This is a genomic window from Sporosalibacterium faouarense, assembly GCF_016765695.1.
Lineage (GTDB): Bacteria > Bacillota > Clostridia > Tissierellales > VENL01 > Sporosalibacterium > Sporosalibacterium faouarense.
Map to the genome: position 1 here is coordinate 17094 of NZ_JAETGO010000090.1, position 14211 is coordinate 31304.

15 protein-coding genes are annotated in these 14211 nt (G+C 30.5%); 13 read left to right on the forward strand and 2 right to left on the reverse strand.

Features of this window, described 5'->3' with window-relative positions; translation table 11 throughout:
• Positions 1–53 precede the first annotated feature (53 nt).
• From JMO20_RS17570 to JMO20_RS20180, 3 genes are all read left to right on the forward strand, one after another.
• Positions 54–590 carry a nucleoside recognition domain-containing protein gene (locus JMO20_RS17570; RefSeq protein WP_243414852.1) on the forward strand — a complete coding sequence of 179 codons (537 nt, stop codon included), beginning with the start codon at positions 54–56 and terminating at the stop codon, positions 588–590.
• 12 nt (positions 591–602) lie between these two features.
• Complete coding sequence (locus JMO20_RS17575; protein ID WP_202711023.1) at positions 603–1067, forward strand: nucleoside recognition domain-containing protein; 465 nt, start codon at positions 603–605, stop codon at positions 1065–1067.
• A 207-nt stretch (positions 1068–1274) separates the two neighbouring features.
• Entirely contained in the window at positions 1275–2321 is a 1047-nt protein-coding gene (locus tag JMO20_RS20180; RefSeq protein ID WP_202711024.1) for an HD domain-containing phosphohydrolase, read from the forward strand.
• A 106-nt stretch (positions 2322–2427) separates the two neighbouring features.
• Here the strand turns inward: JMO20_RS20180 and JMO20_RS17585 are convergent, their stop codons facing one another.
• Positions 2428–3393 (reverse strand): hypothetical protein, encoded by a 966-nt coding sequence (locus JMO20_RS17585; RefSeq protein WP_202711025.1) that lies wholly within the window; start codon positions 3391–3393, stop codon positions 2428–2430.
• 198 nt (positions 3394–3591) lie between these two features.
• Here JMO20_RS17585 and JMO20_RS17590 point away from each other — a divergent pair, with 198 nt between their 5' ends.
• Positions 3592–5088: a hypothetical protein gene (locus JMO20_RS17590; RefSeq protein ID WP_202711026.1), complete on the forward strand. Its 1497-nt coding sequence runs from the start codon at positions 3592–3594 to the stop codon at positions 5086–5088.
• Between the two features lie 39 nt (positions 5089–5127).
• On the opposite strand, the gene JMO20_RS17595 is transcribed toward JMO20_RS17590, so the two are convergent.
• On the reverse strand, positions 5128–6123 hold the full coding sequence (locus tag JMO20_RS17595) for an asparaginase (protein ID WP_202711027.1): 996 nt from the start codon (positions 6121–6123) through the stop codon (positions 5128–5130).
• A gap of 132 nt (positions 6124–6255) precedes the next feature.
• On the opposite strand from JMO20_RS17595, the gene JMO20_RS17600 reads away from it, so the two are divergent.
• The 9 genes from JMO20_RS17600 to JMO20_RS17640 all read left to right on the forward strand — a co-directional run.
• Positions 6256–6399: a hypothetical protein gene (locus JMO20_RS17600; protein ID WP_202711028.1), complete on the forward strand. Its 144-nt coding sequence runs from the start codon at positions 6256–6258 to the stop codon at positions 6397–6399.
• Between the two features lie 120 nt (positions 6400–6519).
• On the forward strand, positions 6520–7038 hold the full coding sequence (locus JMO20_RS17605) for a hypothetical protein (RefSeq protein ID WP_202711029.1): 519 nt from the start codon (positions 6520–6522) through the stop codon (positions 7036–7038).
• Between the two features lie 106 nt (positions 7039–7144).
• The gene (locus JMO20_RS17610) at positions 7145–7756 is read left to right on the forward strand and encodes a lactate utilization protein (protein WP_202711030.1); all 612 of its coding nucleotides are present in this window, start codon (positions 7145–7147) and stop codon (positions 7754–7756) included.
• 71 nt (positions 7757–7827) lie between these two features.
• Positions 7828–8994, forward strand: a complete 1167-nt coding sequence (locus tag JMO20_RS17615; protein ID WP_202711031.1) for a cysteine desulfurase family protein — start codon at positions 7828–7830, stop codon at positions 8992–8994.
• Between the two features lie 5 nt (positions 8995–8999).
• A complete protein-coding gene (gene thiI / locus JMO20_RS17620; protein WP_202711032.1) occupies positions 9000–10169 on the forward strand; it encodes a tRNA uracil 4-sulfurtransferase ThiI in 1170 nt (389 codons plus the stop codon).
• A 226-nt stretch (positions 10170–10395) separates the two neighbouring features.
• A complete protein-coding gene (locus tag JMO20_RS17625; protein WP_202711033.1) occupies positions 10396–11742 on the forward strand; it encodes a sodium-dependent transporter in 1347 nt (448 codons plus the stop codon).
• An 84-nt stretch (positions 11743–11826) separates the two neighbouring features.
• Positions 11827–12498 (forward strand): GNAT family N-acetyltransferase, encoded by a 672-nt coding sequence (locus JMO20_RS17630; RefSeq protein ID WP_207753548.1) that lies wholly within the window; start codon positions 11827–11829, stop codon positions 12496–12498.
• A gap of 19 nt (positions 12499–12517) precedes the next feature.
• Entirely contained in the window at positions 12518–13411 is an 894-nt protein-coding gene (locus tag JMO20_RS17635; RefSeq protein ID WP_202711035.1) for a sugar phosphate isomerase/epimerase family protein, read from the forward strand.
• Between the two features lie 282 nt (positions 13412–13693).
• A partial coding sequence (locus JMO20_RS17640) for an immunoglobulin-like domain-containing protein (RefSeq protein ID WP_202711036.1) occupies positions 13694–14211 on the forward strand: 518 nt, incomplete at its 3' end.

The following is a 14211-nucleotide window of genomic DNA, read 5'->3' on the forward strand; positions in this document are numbered from 1 at the left end:
GTCCTATGTAAGAAGAATGAATGTACTCACATATATTCGTATGAACAAATAGGATGAATATTTCGAGTCCCTATGTTATAATATCATTAGTTTACAATGAAGGGATGAAAGCTATGGGGCAAAGCACTGCCGAAGAAAAAAGAGAAAACAATGTAACAGGAGATGAAAATAAAAGCTTCAAAACAACATTAAAAAATGGAATTTTAAGTGGATTGAAAACTACTTGGCTTCTAACAAAGATTATAGTTCCAGTTTATTTCTTTGTAACTTTACTAAAATATACTCCGGTTTTAGATTGGATATCTAGTTTATTCGCTCCTATAATGAAAATAGTAGGATTACCTGGGGAAGCAGCAATAGTGCTAGTTCTTGGAAACATTATTAATCTATATGCAGCTCTTGGAGCGGTTGCTTCTTTAGCACTTACAGGAAAGCAAATCACTATAATTGCTATTATGCTTTCATTTTCTCACAGCTTATTTATGGAAACGGCTGTTGCGAAAAAGACTGGTATCAGTGCTACGGTAGTTATAATAATTAGATTGTCATTAGCAATTTTATCAGGTATAGTACTGAACTTAGTTTTGTAAGGAGGGATAAGGATGGAATTCATTTCAATATTAGGAGAGGCATTAAAAGGAAGCTTAGAGTCGGTTTTTACTATTGCAAAGGTTGTAATACCGTTAATGTTTATTATGGAAATTTTGAAGGATTTAAAAGTATTGGATAAGTTATCAGATATACTAAGACCAGGAACTAAATTTTTAGGAATATCTAAAAATTCATCTTTTCCACTTATGGTGGGATTGACTTTAGGACTGGCATATGGAGCAGGTGTTATTATAAAAAGTGCTAAAGAAGGAGATTTATCAAAGAAAGACTTATATTTACTAATGATATTTCTTGTAACATGTCATTCAGTAATAGAGGATACCTTAATTTTTATTGCCATAGGAGCAAATGGATGGTTGCTTTTAGGCATAAGAATTCCATTAGCAATTATACTTACAGTCATAGTATCAAAGCATATAGATAAATACTTAAAAAGTAGCAAAGGAACTCTTTAGTTCCTTATTTTTATATTATTTTAAAAAATTAGGAATAGAGACCTAAATTTGATAATTCTGTCTATTTTGTTCGAAATTAGAAGGAAATTCTACATAAATGTAGAAAAAATATACTAACGAATTATAATTAAAATAGTTTGTAGGAAATACCAAACATGATGGGGGCTATTGTTTCTTTAAAAAAAGCTTAGAAAAGAAGGTGGTTTAGTGCCAATTATTGATATTAAAGAAGCTATGCCAGGGATGGTACTAAGTAAGAATATCGAGAACGAAGAGAATGGTATAACCCTTATAACTTCTGGAACAGTTTTAAATAGCAGAATTATCGAACGTATATCTAGTATTGGAATAAAGTATGTTCATATATTTCAGAAGATAGAAGAAGATAAGGAGTTACTAATAGTCGAAGAAGAATATGAACTTCAAGAGACACATAAGGAGTTTGCTGATAAGACAAAAAAACTACTTCATAGTATACAATTAGGTAAGAAGCCAGTTATCACAGAAATAAGTGATGTAATGGATGATTTAATCAATCAAGTAACAAAAAGTAATAATGTTTTGGGTAAGCTAAGACAGCTACAGAAGGAAAGCGATTACTTATTTGAACATTCAATTAAAGTTTCTATGCTTGCAACAATGCTTGCGAAATGGTTAAATTACAGCAATAAAGATCTAAAGCTAATTGGGTATGCAGGAGTCTTTCACGATATCGGGAAGTTAAAAATATCCCACGATATTCTTAATAAAGCTGGCAAGCTTAATTCTAGAGAATTTGAAATAATGAAAAAGCATACTGTTTATGGATACAATATTTTACAGGATACAATTGGAGTAAGTAAAAGTGTTGCTCTATCTGCATTACAGCATCATGAGCGAGAAGATGGAAGTGGATATCCATTAGGATTTAAGTCAGAGAAAATACATGAATTTGCACAAATAATTGCTATATGTGATATTTTTAATGCAATGACCACAGACAAGGTGTATAAGTCTAAGCAATCTCCATTTAAGGCAGCTGAATATATTGCAAGGTGCAGTTTTAATAAGTTAAATCCACGTATTGCTAGAGTCTTTTTAGATAATATATCTAAATTTTATGTAGGAAATGTGGTAAAACTTAACACCGGAGATATAGGTGAAATAATTTTAATTCATAAAAATGAACCTACACGACCTGTAATAAAAGTGGGAGAGGGTTTTGTGGATCTACTAATAGAAAAGAATATTGAAATAGAAGAGGTTATAAACTAATAAAAAGTTACCCCGTTTTTTTACCACTTAGTAACAAAGAAAATTTAAAAATTAAAGCTCAAGTCATTCAGACTTGAGCTTTAATTAATTTTATAAATTATTATATTTATTCTTCGTTTTCTTCAATAGCTTGTGATACTGATCTAGGTCTAGGTCTAGGACAAGGATCATTAATACTTGCTTCGTCAATTTGATCTGGGAATAATGGTGGGAATGTAGAACAAACTGGTGAAGTATCTGCCGCTAGAACTGGGAACCCAGTTGATAGAACACAAAGCTGAACTGGAACTATTATTTTCTTTTCACATGTAGTACATAATGATATGATTAAGTTTGCAAATACTTCTCCTGTCTCTGAATCTACAATTAAATCTCTTCTAATATTATTTGTAGCTAATCTTGGTTGACAAGCGATATTGCAGAACTCAGTAAAACGAGGTAAGAATGCAGTGTTTAATACTGATGGAACACAGAGTTCAAAGAAATTAGTTAAAAATAGTGGATCCTTTGGTGGAGCTACAGGTACATTAGCATATAGAGTAGCTTCACACTTTTTATCACAATCATCAGTAAATAGCACATCGATTTCTAATACTACATTACCTGTTATAGTTATATTTTGTGTACCAAAGATAGGTGTTCCTCTGCCTTCATCGTCACATTCACTTGTGTCGGCGTAAATCAATCTTTCACTTCTAGTTCCATCTGGACCTACAACCTCTACTTCTTTACCATTGCATTTTACGAATTGGCCGCCAGATATTTCAGTTTCAGGGAAAGCTGTTAGATTTCTATCATCAGCTAAATCATTTGGATTAAAAAACTTTCTACATCTAATATCTAAAACTCTAATAATTCTTGCACCTCTTCCTAGTGCAGGGCTTAGAGGCTGACCAGCTACAGTTCTTAATCCTTGTAGATTGAATAAAGCTGCATCATAAACCTTTTGAACATATATAGGCTCAGATCTAACATTTCTCATAGAACCGTCAAATTCACAACCTGTATTACCAGTACAACATCCTTCTGGTAGTGTTAAACCTAATTCGTCTGAATTAAAATTACACTTCATTTGCAATCCTCCTTTAAATTGATTGGAAATAACCTTTCCTACTATTAATATATTCTTCTTAAGGGATATTGCTACTTTTTAATACTTCTTTGTAATAAATTATTGATTTTGAAAATATAATGTTATGAAGCAGATTTTTTTTCTCATTAGCATTATATGGGAATCTGATGAAAATGTGAAAGAAATGGAGATGAAATTATGGCTTTTTCTAATCAAAGCAGTTCAATAGTTACTGATAGTAAAGGCAATTTGTACTTTTTCTTATGGACACAAAAAGGGATCGAACTAGTTTTTTTAGATAAGATAATCGTAAATACAGAAAAAAAGATTTTAGTTGAAGATTGTCATGAAGACTTTGATGTAATAGTTGATTCTAAAGATAAAATACATTTAATTTATCAGAAGAAAGATGGGAATATTGAAAACAGAATATGTAGTAATGGTATTTGGAAAAGGGAAGAAGTAGTTCATCAATTAAATAAGAAAGCTTTCAATTTGAAAATAGGAAGGTTAAATAACAAAATTCATATCTTTTATTGTGTACCTAAGAATGATAATAATAAAGTATACAATAGATATCATGCATTTAAATTAACAGATACATGGGAAACTAAAGATGTAGGAGCAATATCAAGATTAGACATCTTAAATACTTTTGAAATTCAAGAATATAGTAATAGTTTATTTTGGGGCTATTTTGATTTAGTTAAAGATATGGAGCAGCTATATATTCAGCAATTTGATATTCAAAATAATAGATGGATAGATGAAATTCAAATAACCTCTAATCAAACTAAAAAACTGTATCTTGATTTTATTATTCTTAATGGCTTTATTCATATAACCTATTGTGAAAATTTTATGGGTAATTATGTTGTAAAGTATGAGAAATATGAGATTAATGTTAATCAGCAAATGAAAAAAGTGAATGAAGAAATAGTATCTAATCCATCAAACTGTTCATATCCTACATTTGTTGTTTTTCAAAGTAGATTGTGGATTATATGGACAGAGTTAGAAAACTTGATGAGTGTATATTCAGAAGATATGGGAGATAATTGGAACGAACCATACTTATGGTCTGAATCAAAACAAGAAGTGTTTACAAGATATAGATTTGATTCTAATGAAAGAAGTATTAGTAATACGTATACATTAAACTATTCTTTTGGAAAGCAATACCCAAATATATCCTTCATGGGATTTGGTAAACTAGATAAAGCAGTAGAAGTTCCTTTAAAGTATAAAAAAAACGATATTAAAATGGATATAGAACAAAAATTTGATCCAGAGAATAGTATTCAAGAATTAGAGCAGGATGGAAACAAGGAGGAAGAAAAAAAAGAAAGTAATGAAGATATTGTAAATTTAAAACAAGAGAGTCTATCATATATTAATAAATGGCCTAAAAATAATATAAAACCGTATATAGAGCATAAAGAAAAGAATAAAAGGGATGATGATATGATTGATGAATTAAAGGAAGATATTAGAAGACTTCAGAAGGATGTAAAAGATATAAATGATTCAATAAAAAAATTAAAAGAATTATATAAAGAGTTATACAAAGAAGTGGAAAGGAACGTAGAAGGAGATGAAATTGGTATTCACGAGGAATTAAACAAGGTAGATAAGCGCGTTCAACAAATAGAAGATTTTTTAAATAGAAGAAGAAGAGGATTATTTGGAAGATAAAAATAGCGGTCTAAATGACCGCTATTACATATGTTAGAGCTATTTTTTCTTATATATCCCTTTTTCAAATGTACCTCTTATTTCGTTCATATCTGAGGTTTTTCCTAATATAAGCATCAGTTTAATACGTGCTTTTTGACCTGGCAAATCACTTCCGAAAATCACACCGGAGTCTCTTAAAGTTTTACCAGCTCCTGGATAACCATAGGTATCAAGCACTCTACCCATTGGACATCTAGAAACTAAAACTACCGGGATCTGTTTTGATATAGCTTTTTTAATGCCATCTACCATTTCTGGGGGAACATTTCCTCTACCAAAGGCTTCAATAACAATACCTTTATAATCAGATTCAATACAGAAGTTAATCAAGTCTGAACCCATACCTGCACCACATTTGATTAAAGCTACCTTTGATTCAAGACTTTCAGTCAATATATGATGATGAGTAGTTATGTCTCTATAAAAAATAACCTCATCATTGTCAACAATACCTAGTGGACCAAAATACATGGATTTAAAAGTGTCTAATGAAAGAGTATTGGTTTTAGTAACCTCCGATGCGGCATTAACCTCATTATTCATAACTACTAGCACACCTTTATTTTTTGCTTGTTCTGAGATAGCAGTTGATATGGCAGCTGAAAGATTACTTGGGCCGTCATAGCCAAGTTCTGATCCATTGCGCATTGCACCAACAACAACTACTGGTTTTTCTGATTTTATTGTCAAATCAAGTAGGTAAGCGGTTTCCTCTAGGGTATCAGTGCCATGAGTTACTACTACACCAGTAATGTCTTCACGAGCAATCGTTTCTTTAACTATTTTAGATAATTCCATCATTCGATCTGGTGTCATATGTGGTCCGGGCAATTTTCCATAACTATAAATTTCTACATCAGTAAATTTTTCTATATTAGTAACCATAGCCATTATCTCTTCGCTGGACAAAGCTGGAATTGCAGCATTTATTCGAGGATCAATCTTCATGGAAATTGTTCCTCCTGTAAATATTACAGCAACTTTATTTTTCATTAAAAGACCTCCCATCGATGTTACGAACATTTCTGTTTATTCCAATTATCATTTTAACATAAATATAAAATAAGTACACCATATATATTGTTACATTTAATTAGGATATTAATTTATTTGGAGGATGATGTTATGAGTTTTAAAATAATAGATGATGTTATATCCAAACTATTGAAAAAACCAAATATAGAAGAGGAATATGATAAGATTGGTGGTATATACGACTCATGTAAAACTAAAACTCAAAGAGAAGTACAAAAAAAGGAGAAGAAATAAAAAATAGAAATATAACTTAGATGGCACTATACACCATAAAAGGAATATCTGAAACTTGAATAGATGTAATAAAATGGATATAATGTATGGGATAAGGGGCGATAAATCTGGGGGGATAAAATGGTTAGCAGATTAAACAAAAGAGCATTAATTATAATTATTATAATAATTTGTGTATACATATCTCTTAACTTTTTAGAAGATAATATAGGATTCTTTTATGAACGGGGGACTTTTGAAGAACTAATTTTTTCGAACTTTGAAAATGGGTTTAATAAAATTACTATGACTAAAGAATCAATAAAAGGTGATATTACTAAAGAACTGAGAAATGCAAGCAAAGGACAATTGAATGAGATATCATCTGAGTTCAGAGATTTTAAGCTTATTATGCAAAAAAACGGAGGATCTTATGTAGATGTTAATTATAGAATTATTTTTAGTAACACAGAAACAGATGAACACTTGATTATCTATACTATTAATAAAAGAAACCTTCATGTTAATATGTCTGCAAGATATGAAGAGAAAGATGGTAAAGTTATAAATAGGCTAGTTGAAAACAAAGACAGAACATATAAAATATGGTTTGATAAAATTGACTATGAATTTCTAGCACATTATTTTGAATCCTTATAATATTAAAGATATAGGTTATGAAGTATTTATTTTATACATACTTTTATAGTTCAGTGTTTTCGTATATAATCATATATAATAATGAATTTAAAAAGGGGGCAAAATAATGGATAAGACTATATCTAATACTATAGAAAATTTGAAAAATAATGGTTTTAAGGTTGAGTTCTTTGATGATGTATATATTGCTAAGGAGAAAATTCTTAAAGAAATTGAAATTAATGAAGATATTGGTATTGGTGGATCTATGACTATTTATAATATGAATTTACACAAGGATTTGATTAATAGAGGAAATAATGTATTTTGGCATTGGCTTGTAAACCCTGAAAATAGGAATGAAGAAAGAAATAAGGCTCAAAATGCTTCAGTATATTTGTCAAGCACTAATAGTATTACTGAAGATGGTAAGTTAATTAATATAGATGGTCTAGGTAATAGAGTTGCTTCTATGTTTTATGGTCACGATAGGACTTTTATTATTGCTGGAGTTAATAAAATAGCAAAGAATTCTGAAGAGGCAATAAAGAGAATAAAAGAAGAAGCCTGTCCTAAGAATGCAGAAAGATTAGACTTAAAAACACCATGTAGATATACTGGCAAATGTAATGAGTGTGATTCATCTGATAGAATGTGTAGAGTGACTGTAACAATTGAAAAAAATCCTATGCAAGGGAATATAAGTATTTATCTAATAAATGATAAATTAGGATACTAATGAAAGTATAGTCAATTTCTATTGAATAGAAATTATATAGCACAACAGATAAGCTGATTAGAGGTGAGAGAATGGAAGTATATTTAGATAATAGTGCTACTACTAAGCCACGGAAAGAAGTTATAGACGAGATTAACTATATGTTGAAGAATGCATACGGAAATCCATCTTCACTTCATAGAATGGGTTTTGAGGCAGAAAAAAGAATAACTGATTCTAGAAAGACAATTTCTAATTGTTTAGGATGTAGAGAAGAAGAGGTGTATTTCACAGCCAGTGGCACGGAAAGCAATAATATTGCAATTCAGGGAATAGTTAATAGATTTAAAAAGCGAGGGAATCATCTAATAACAACAAAGATTGAACACTCTTCTGTAATTAATATTTTCAAGCATTATGAGTCAAAAGGATTCAAGGTTACATACGTTGATGTTGATGATAGGGGAATTGTTGACTTAAAGCAACTAGAAGAGAATATAACAGATGAAACAATACTTGTAGCAGTTATGCTTGTTAATAATGAGATAGGTACTATTCAGCCTATTCGAGATATAAAAACTATTATAAATAAAAAGAACAAAGATACTAAGCTACATATCGACGGCGTTCAAGCATTAGGTAAGATACCTGTGAATGTTAAAAAGTTTGCCTTTGATACATTTGCATTTAGTGGCCATAAGATACACGGACCAAAGGGCATAGCAGGGTTATATATAAAGAAAGGATTGAATCTATCTCCAATTATATATGGTGGAAATCAAGAATCTGGAATTAGGTCTGGAACTGAAAATGTTCCTGGAATTGTAGGATTAGGCAAGGCCGTTGAAATTGATATGGAAAACTTTCAAAAGGAAAAATCATATATAGCTAACTTAAAGAAATATTTTCTGGATAGAGTAAGAGATGAAGTGGAAGATATTAAAGTAAATAGCATAGTAGATGAGGATAAGTGTGCACCTCATATATTAAATATATCATTTTTAAATATTAGGGGAGAAGTGTTACTTCATTATCTAGAGGAAAAAGGAATATTTGTTTCAACTGGCTCAGCATGTTCTTCTAATAATAAATCAAAAACAAAAAGTAGAGTATTGGATGCAATTGGATTATCAGATAATGAGGTAGAAGGAGCAATAAGGTTTAGCTTTTCCTATAATAATACTAAAGAAGAAATAGATTACACTGTTAAGTGTTTAAAGAACAGCGTAGATGAAATAAGAAAAATTACTATGAGGTGATAATGTTGGATAAGGTTGTAAGTGTAAGCTTTGGAGAACTGGCTCTTAAAGGGCTTAATAGAAGCTATTTTGAGAATAAGCTAGTAAAGCATGTTAGAAGAGTGGTTAGAGACTTTGGAGAACCAAAGGTATATAAAGAACAAGGAAAGCTTTACATAGAGGCAGAGGAATTTAATATAGATGAAATTGTTAATACTGTAAAGAAAGTATTTGGAATAGTTTTAGTTAGCCCATGCTATAGAATTGAAAAAGATTTAGATGAAATAACTAAGTATTCTATTGAAGCAGTAAAAGAAGCGATGTCTAAAAGGGATATAAAAACTTTTAAAGTTCAATGTAAGAGGGCAGACAAACAATTTCCAATGAATTCAATGGAAGTTGCTAGAAAATTGGGACATGAAATATTGAAAGAGGTAGATGGACTTAGTGTAGATGTTCATAAGCCTGACCTATATGTCTATGTTGATATTAGAACAAATGCTTATATCTTCACTGAAAAGATTAGTGCATATGGAGGACTACCTGTAGGAACTAATGGTAAAGGATTACTTCTATTATCGGGTGGTATTGATAGTCCAGTTGCAGGATTTATGATGGCAAAAAGAGGATTACAGATTAGTGCTGTACACTATCATAGTTATCCCTTTACTAGTGAGAGAGCTGAAGAAAAGGTTAAGAAGCTTGCTGAAATATTGTCGGTTTACTGTGGTAGCTTTAGATTTTATAGTGTTAATCTCCTGGATATTCAAAAGGCAATAAATGAAAATTGTCCAGAGAAGGAAATGACATTATTATCAAGAAGGTTTATGATGAAAATCGCAGAGAAAATAGCTGTTAAGGAAGAAATAGATGCATTAATTACAGGTGAAAGTATGGGACAGGTGGCTAGTCAGACGATTAAGAGTTTAAATGTTACTAATTCAGCTGTAGACGTACCAATCTTTAGACCTTTAATAGGAATGGATAAGACAGAGATAACTGATATAGCTACAGAAATTGAAACGTTTGAAACTTCAATACTACCATATGAAGATTGTTGTACTGTATTTCTACCTAAGCATCCAGTGACTAGACCTAAGCTAGAAGATATCGAGAGATCAGAATCTGTTTTAGATGTTGATAAATTAGTTAATGAGGCTATTGAAAAAATGGAGGTTATCACAATACATCCTTAAAAATCACATATTGATTAATTTTGTTAAATAAGATGATTTCTAGAATTACTAGAAACATCTTATTTTTTTATAAATAAATTTGCAATTTTAACCATTGACTGAGAAGTTGAATAATGATAAGGTGTAAATATTACAATAAATTAATATTTATAATTAGAGACCCGAAGGAGGTAAAGGATTTGATTAAATCATAAGTGTTGTATAAAAATTAGAAGGGGGAAGGAATATGAATAGAGATGGATTTGGTTCTAGATTAGGTATATTGGCGGCAGCAGCAGGATCTGCAATTGGATTAGGTAATATATGGAAATTTCCATATATAGCAGGTGAAAATGGAGGAGCAGCATTTATACTGGTTTATTTAATCTGTATTTTTCTAATAGGAATGCCAGTTATGCTTTCAGAGCTAGTAATAGGAAGAAAAGGACAATCAAATGCAGTTGGTTCTTTTGAAAAGGTAAAACCAAACAGTCCTTGGAAATTTACAGGGGTTTTAGGAGTAGGGACAGCATTTATAATTTTATCTTTTTATTCAACTATAGCTGGATGGATATTTGCTTATATAAGTAGAGCTATTACTGGAAAATTAACTACAATTAACCCAGGAGAGCTAGAAGGATTCTTTGGAAATCTAATAAGCGGAAGTTTTGAACCGGTATTATGGCAATTTATAGTGATTTTTATAACCGCTTTTATAGTTATTTCTGGTATTAAAAAAGGAGTAGAAAAGTATAGTAAGATTCTTATGCCAGTATTATTATTATTATTGATAGTATTAGCAATACGTTCAGTAACCCTTGAAGGAGCATATGCTGGACTTGAATTCTTATTTAAACCAGATTTTTCTTCTTTATCAGCAAAAGGCGTATTGGAGGCATTAGGTCATGCTTTCTTCTCACTAAGTTTAGGTATGTGTACTCTTTTAACCTATGGTAGTTATGTGAAGAAGAATGAGAAACTACCTTCATTAACTTTACAGATTACATTGGCAGACACTTTTATTGCACTTTTAGCAGGTATAGTTATTTTTCCAGCAGTGTTTGCATATGGACTTAGCCCAGATAGTGGTCCTAATTTAATTTTTATAACATTACCAACGGTATTTCATTCTATGCCATTTGGAGGATTCTTTGAAATATTATTTTTCATTTTAATTGGTATAGCAGCAATAACTTCTACAATATCCTTATTAGAGGTACCTGTAGCATTCTTTACTGAAGAGTTTAATTTATCAAGGAAAAAGGTTACAGTTTTAATTGCAGTAATAATATTTATTATTGGTGTACCAAGTACTTTATCATATGGTGTTATGAAGGACATGACCATATTTGGAAAAAACTTCTTTGATCTAGCTGACTTTACTGCATCAAATATTTTGTTGCCAATAGGAGGATTATTAATATCCTTATTTGTAGGATGGGTATGGGGTACTAGAAATGCCATAAGAGAGGCGACTAACGAAGGTAAGATTAGATTTTTATTGTCTGGAGCTTATGGTTTTGTAACTAGATTTATAGTTCCAATAGGTATATTAGTTATATTATTCTATTCAACAGGAATAATTAAGCCATAGATTTACAGAAATGATAAAGCTATGTAGATAAATAAGAAATTTGCTTATTTAAATTCTATATAAGATCGTATTTAAGTTTTAAGTATGCAATTTCTAAAATTTAGTGAATATGATTTTAATACAGAAAGACCTCTGATAGTTAGGATAGATAGGTTAAAATATTCTAATGGAAGAGGTCTTTTTCTTATTTGTGTGGAATTACTAGAATTAGAATATTTTGATGAGTTTGAAAGGGTGATAAAAATGGGAAATACTAATGTAGTTATAGAAAAGCTAAAGGAAACAGATTGTCAAATCATATCCAAAGGATTTAAGGACCAAGGCTGGAATAAACCTGTTGAACAATATAAGAAGTATTATTTACAACAGTGCTATGGGGAAAAGGTAATTTTAGTTGCTAATTATGATGGACAATTTGTAGGATATCTAACTATAGTTTGGAAATCAGACTATCCGTTATTTAATGATAGAAGTATTTCAGAAATAATGGACCTAAATGTACTTATAAAATTTAGGGGAAAAGGTATAGGTGCTGAGTTAATGAATGAGGCAGAGAAAATCGTAAAAGCAAAATCAAATATATGTGGTTTAAGAGTAGGTCTGCTTAAGGACTATGGTCCAGCTCAAAATATGTACATAAATAGAGGTTATAAATTTGATAACATGGGAATTTCTTATGATAATAAATATCTTGATTATATGGAAAAAACTATAGCAGATGATGATTTATGTCTGGGAATGATAAAAGAGCTATAAAATATAGGGGGAGTACGTAATGCATAATTTTTTAATTGGAATGCACGGTGGATTTGATTATGAAAAGTTCAATAGAGATTTTAAAGAAGGTTTTTTTGGAATAGAAGCGTGTATGTTTCCGAATGAGAAGGAAGTAGGTGTTTTAGTTGAAGAAGCTAAAAAGCATAAATTCAAGATGGGAATTCACTTTTCATTATTTCAAGGAAGCTATAGGCTGAGAGATCCTTTATTCTTGTCTTTAGATAGTAATGAAGTTGAAAAATCCTATAAGGCCTTTAAAAGTGAGTTGAAATACGCCAGTGAAATAGGAGCTGACTATATTCTAGTTCATTTTCCTAAACCAGTATTACTAGATAAGGATATTAATTGGGATAATTGGAGATTTGGACATAAAGATGAGTATATATATGAAGACGAATATCCTTATAATCTCTTTAAGAAAAATATTGAATATATGTTTTATAGGCTTTCTGAACTTTCAAAGAATTATGGTGTAAGAATTGTTTTAGAGCATGATGCCATTAGTAAGTATTTGTATAAGACAGAATTACTTACTGAATTATTAGACCAATACAATAATTTGAAAATATGTCTAGATATAGCACGATTACATCTCTTAGAGAGTATAGATAAAGATTTTGATAGAAAGAAATTTGTTAATCAGATGGCTCCATACACTTACTTAGTTCATTTATCAAATGTCAAAATAGATTCTAATTTAACCAATAATCATTACCCAGCTCTATCTCATTTAAATAATGAGGATGGATGGGCTGATGCAAGAGAGTATTTAAGAGATATAACAAGAATAAATAAAGATATAAAAATACTATTTGAACACCGTTCTGATCTCATTTCTGACGATGAACTGGAAGCGTGCTATAGGTGGGTTGATGGGGTTGTGAATAGATGAAAAATGGATAAAAAAGCATTGTTAGTAAACAAACAATGCTTTTTTTGTATCTAAATCGACTTTAAAGTACAAAAGAAACCAAAAAATTTTTGATGCAAGAAAAGTAAATAGTGCAATATCAACACTAAATTATGAGGCGTGAAGGGGCAAAAAAAGTAAAATTTACTTTTTTATCTAATATTAACCGTTTCTGATTACTAATTTTGACAAATTTCTACCTTTAGCACATGGTAGTATTTTATTATATTCTATTATGTAAAGAGATTGTAAGGAGGTTTTAAGGTGAAGCATTATAAGTTGAATTTCAAATTTTTATCATTACTATTAGTTTGTGCAATTATCATGATTTCAATACCAGTGCAGTCAATTATGGCAAGTGCCTCTAAGACGCCAATGATAACACTTAATGGTAATAATGAAATAACATTGGAAGTGGGGACAAGTTATGCAGAAGAAGGAGCAATAGCATTAGATGATGTAGATGGAGATCTCTCAGAAGATATAGTAATTTCTGGGGATATAGATACATCTGTTTTAGGAGACTATACAATTTATTATGAAGTTTCTGATATGGATGGGAATACAGCAGAGGAAACAAGAGTTATACATGTAGTAGATACAACATCTCCAATGCTAGCACTAAATGGTGAAGAGGATGTAGAACTGACTATAGGAGATACATATACAGAAGAAGGAGCGTTAGCAATAGATAACTATGATGGAGATATATCAGATAATATAGAAAAAGTAGGAACAGTAGATAACACAAATCTAGGAGAATATCCAATAAATTATCTTGT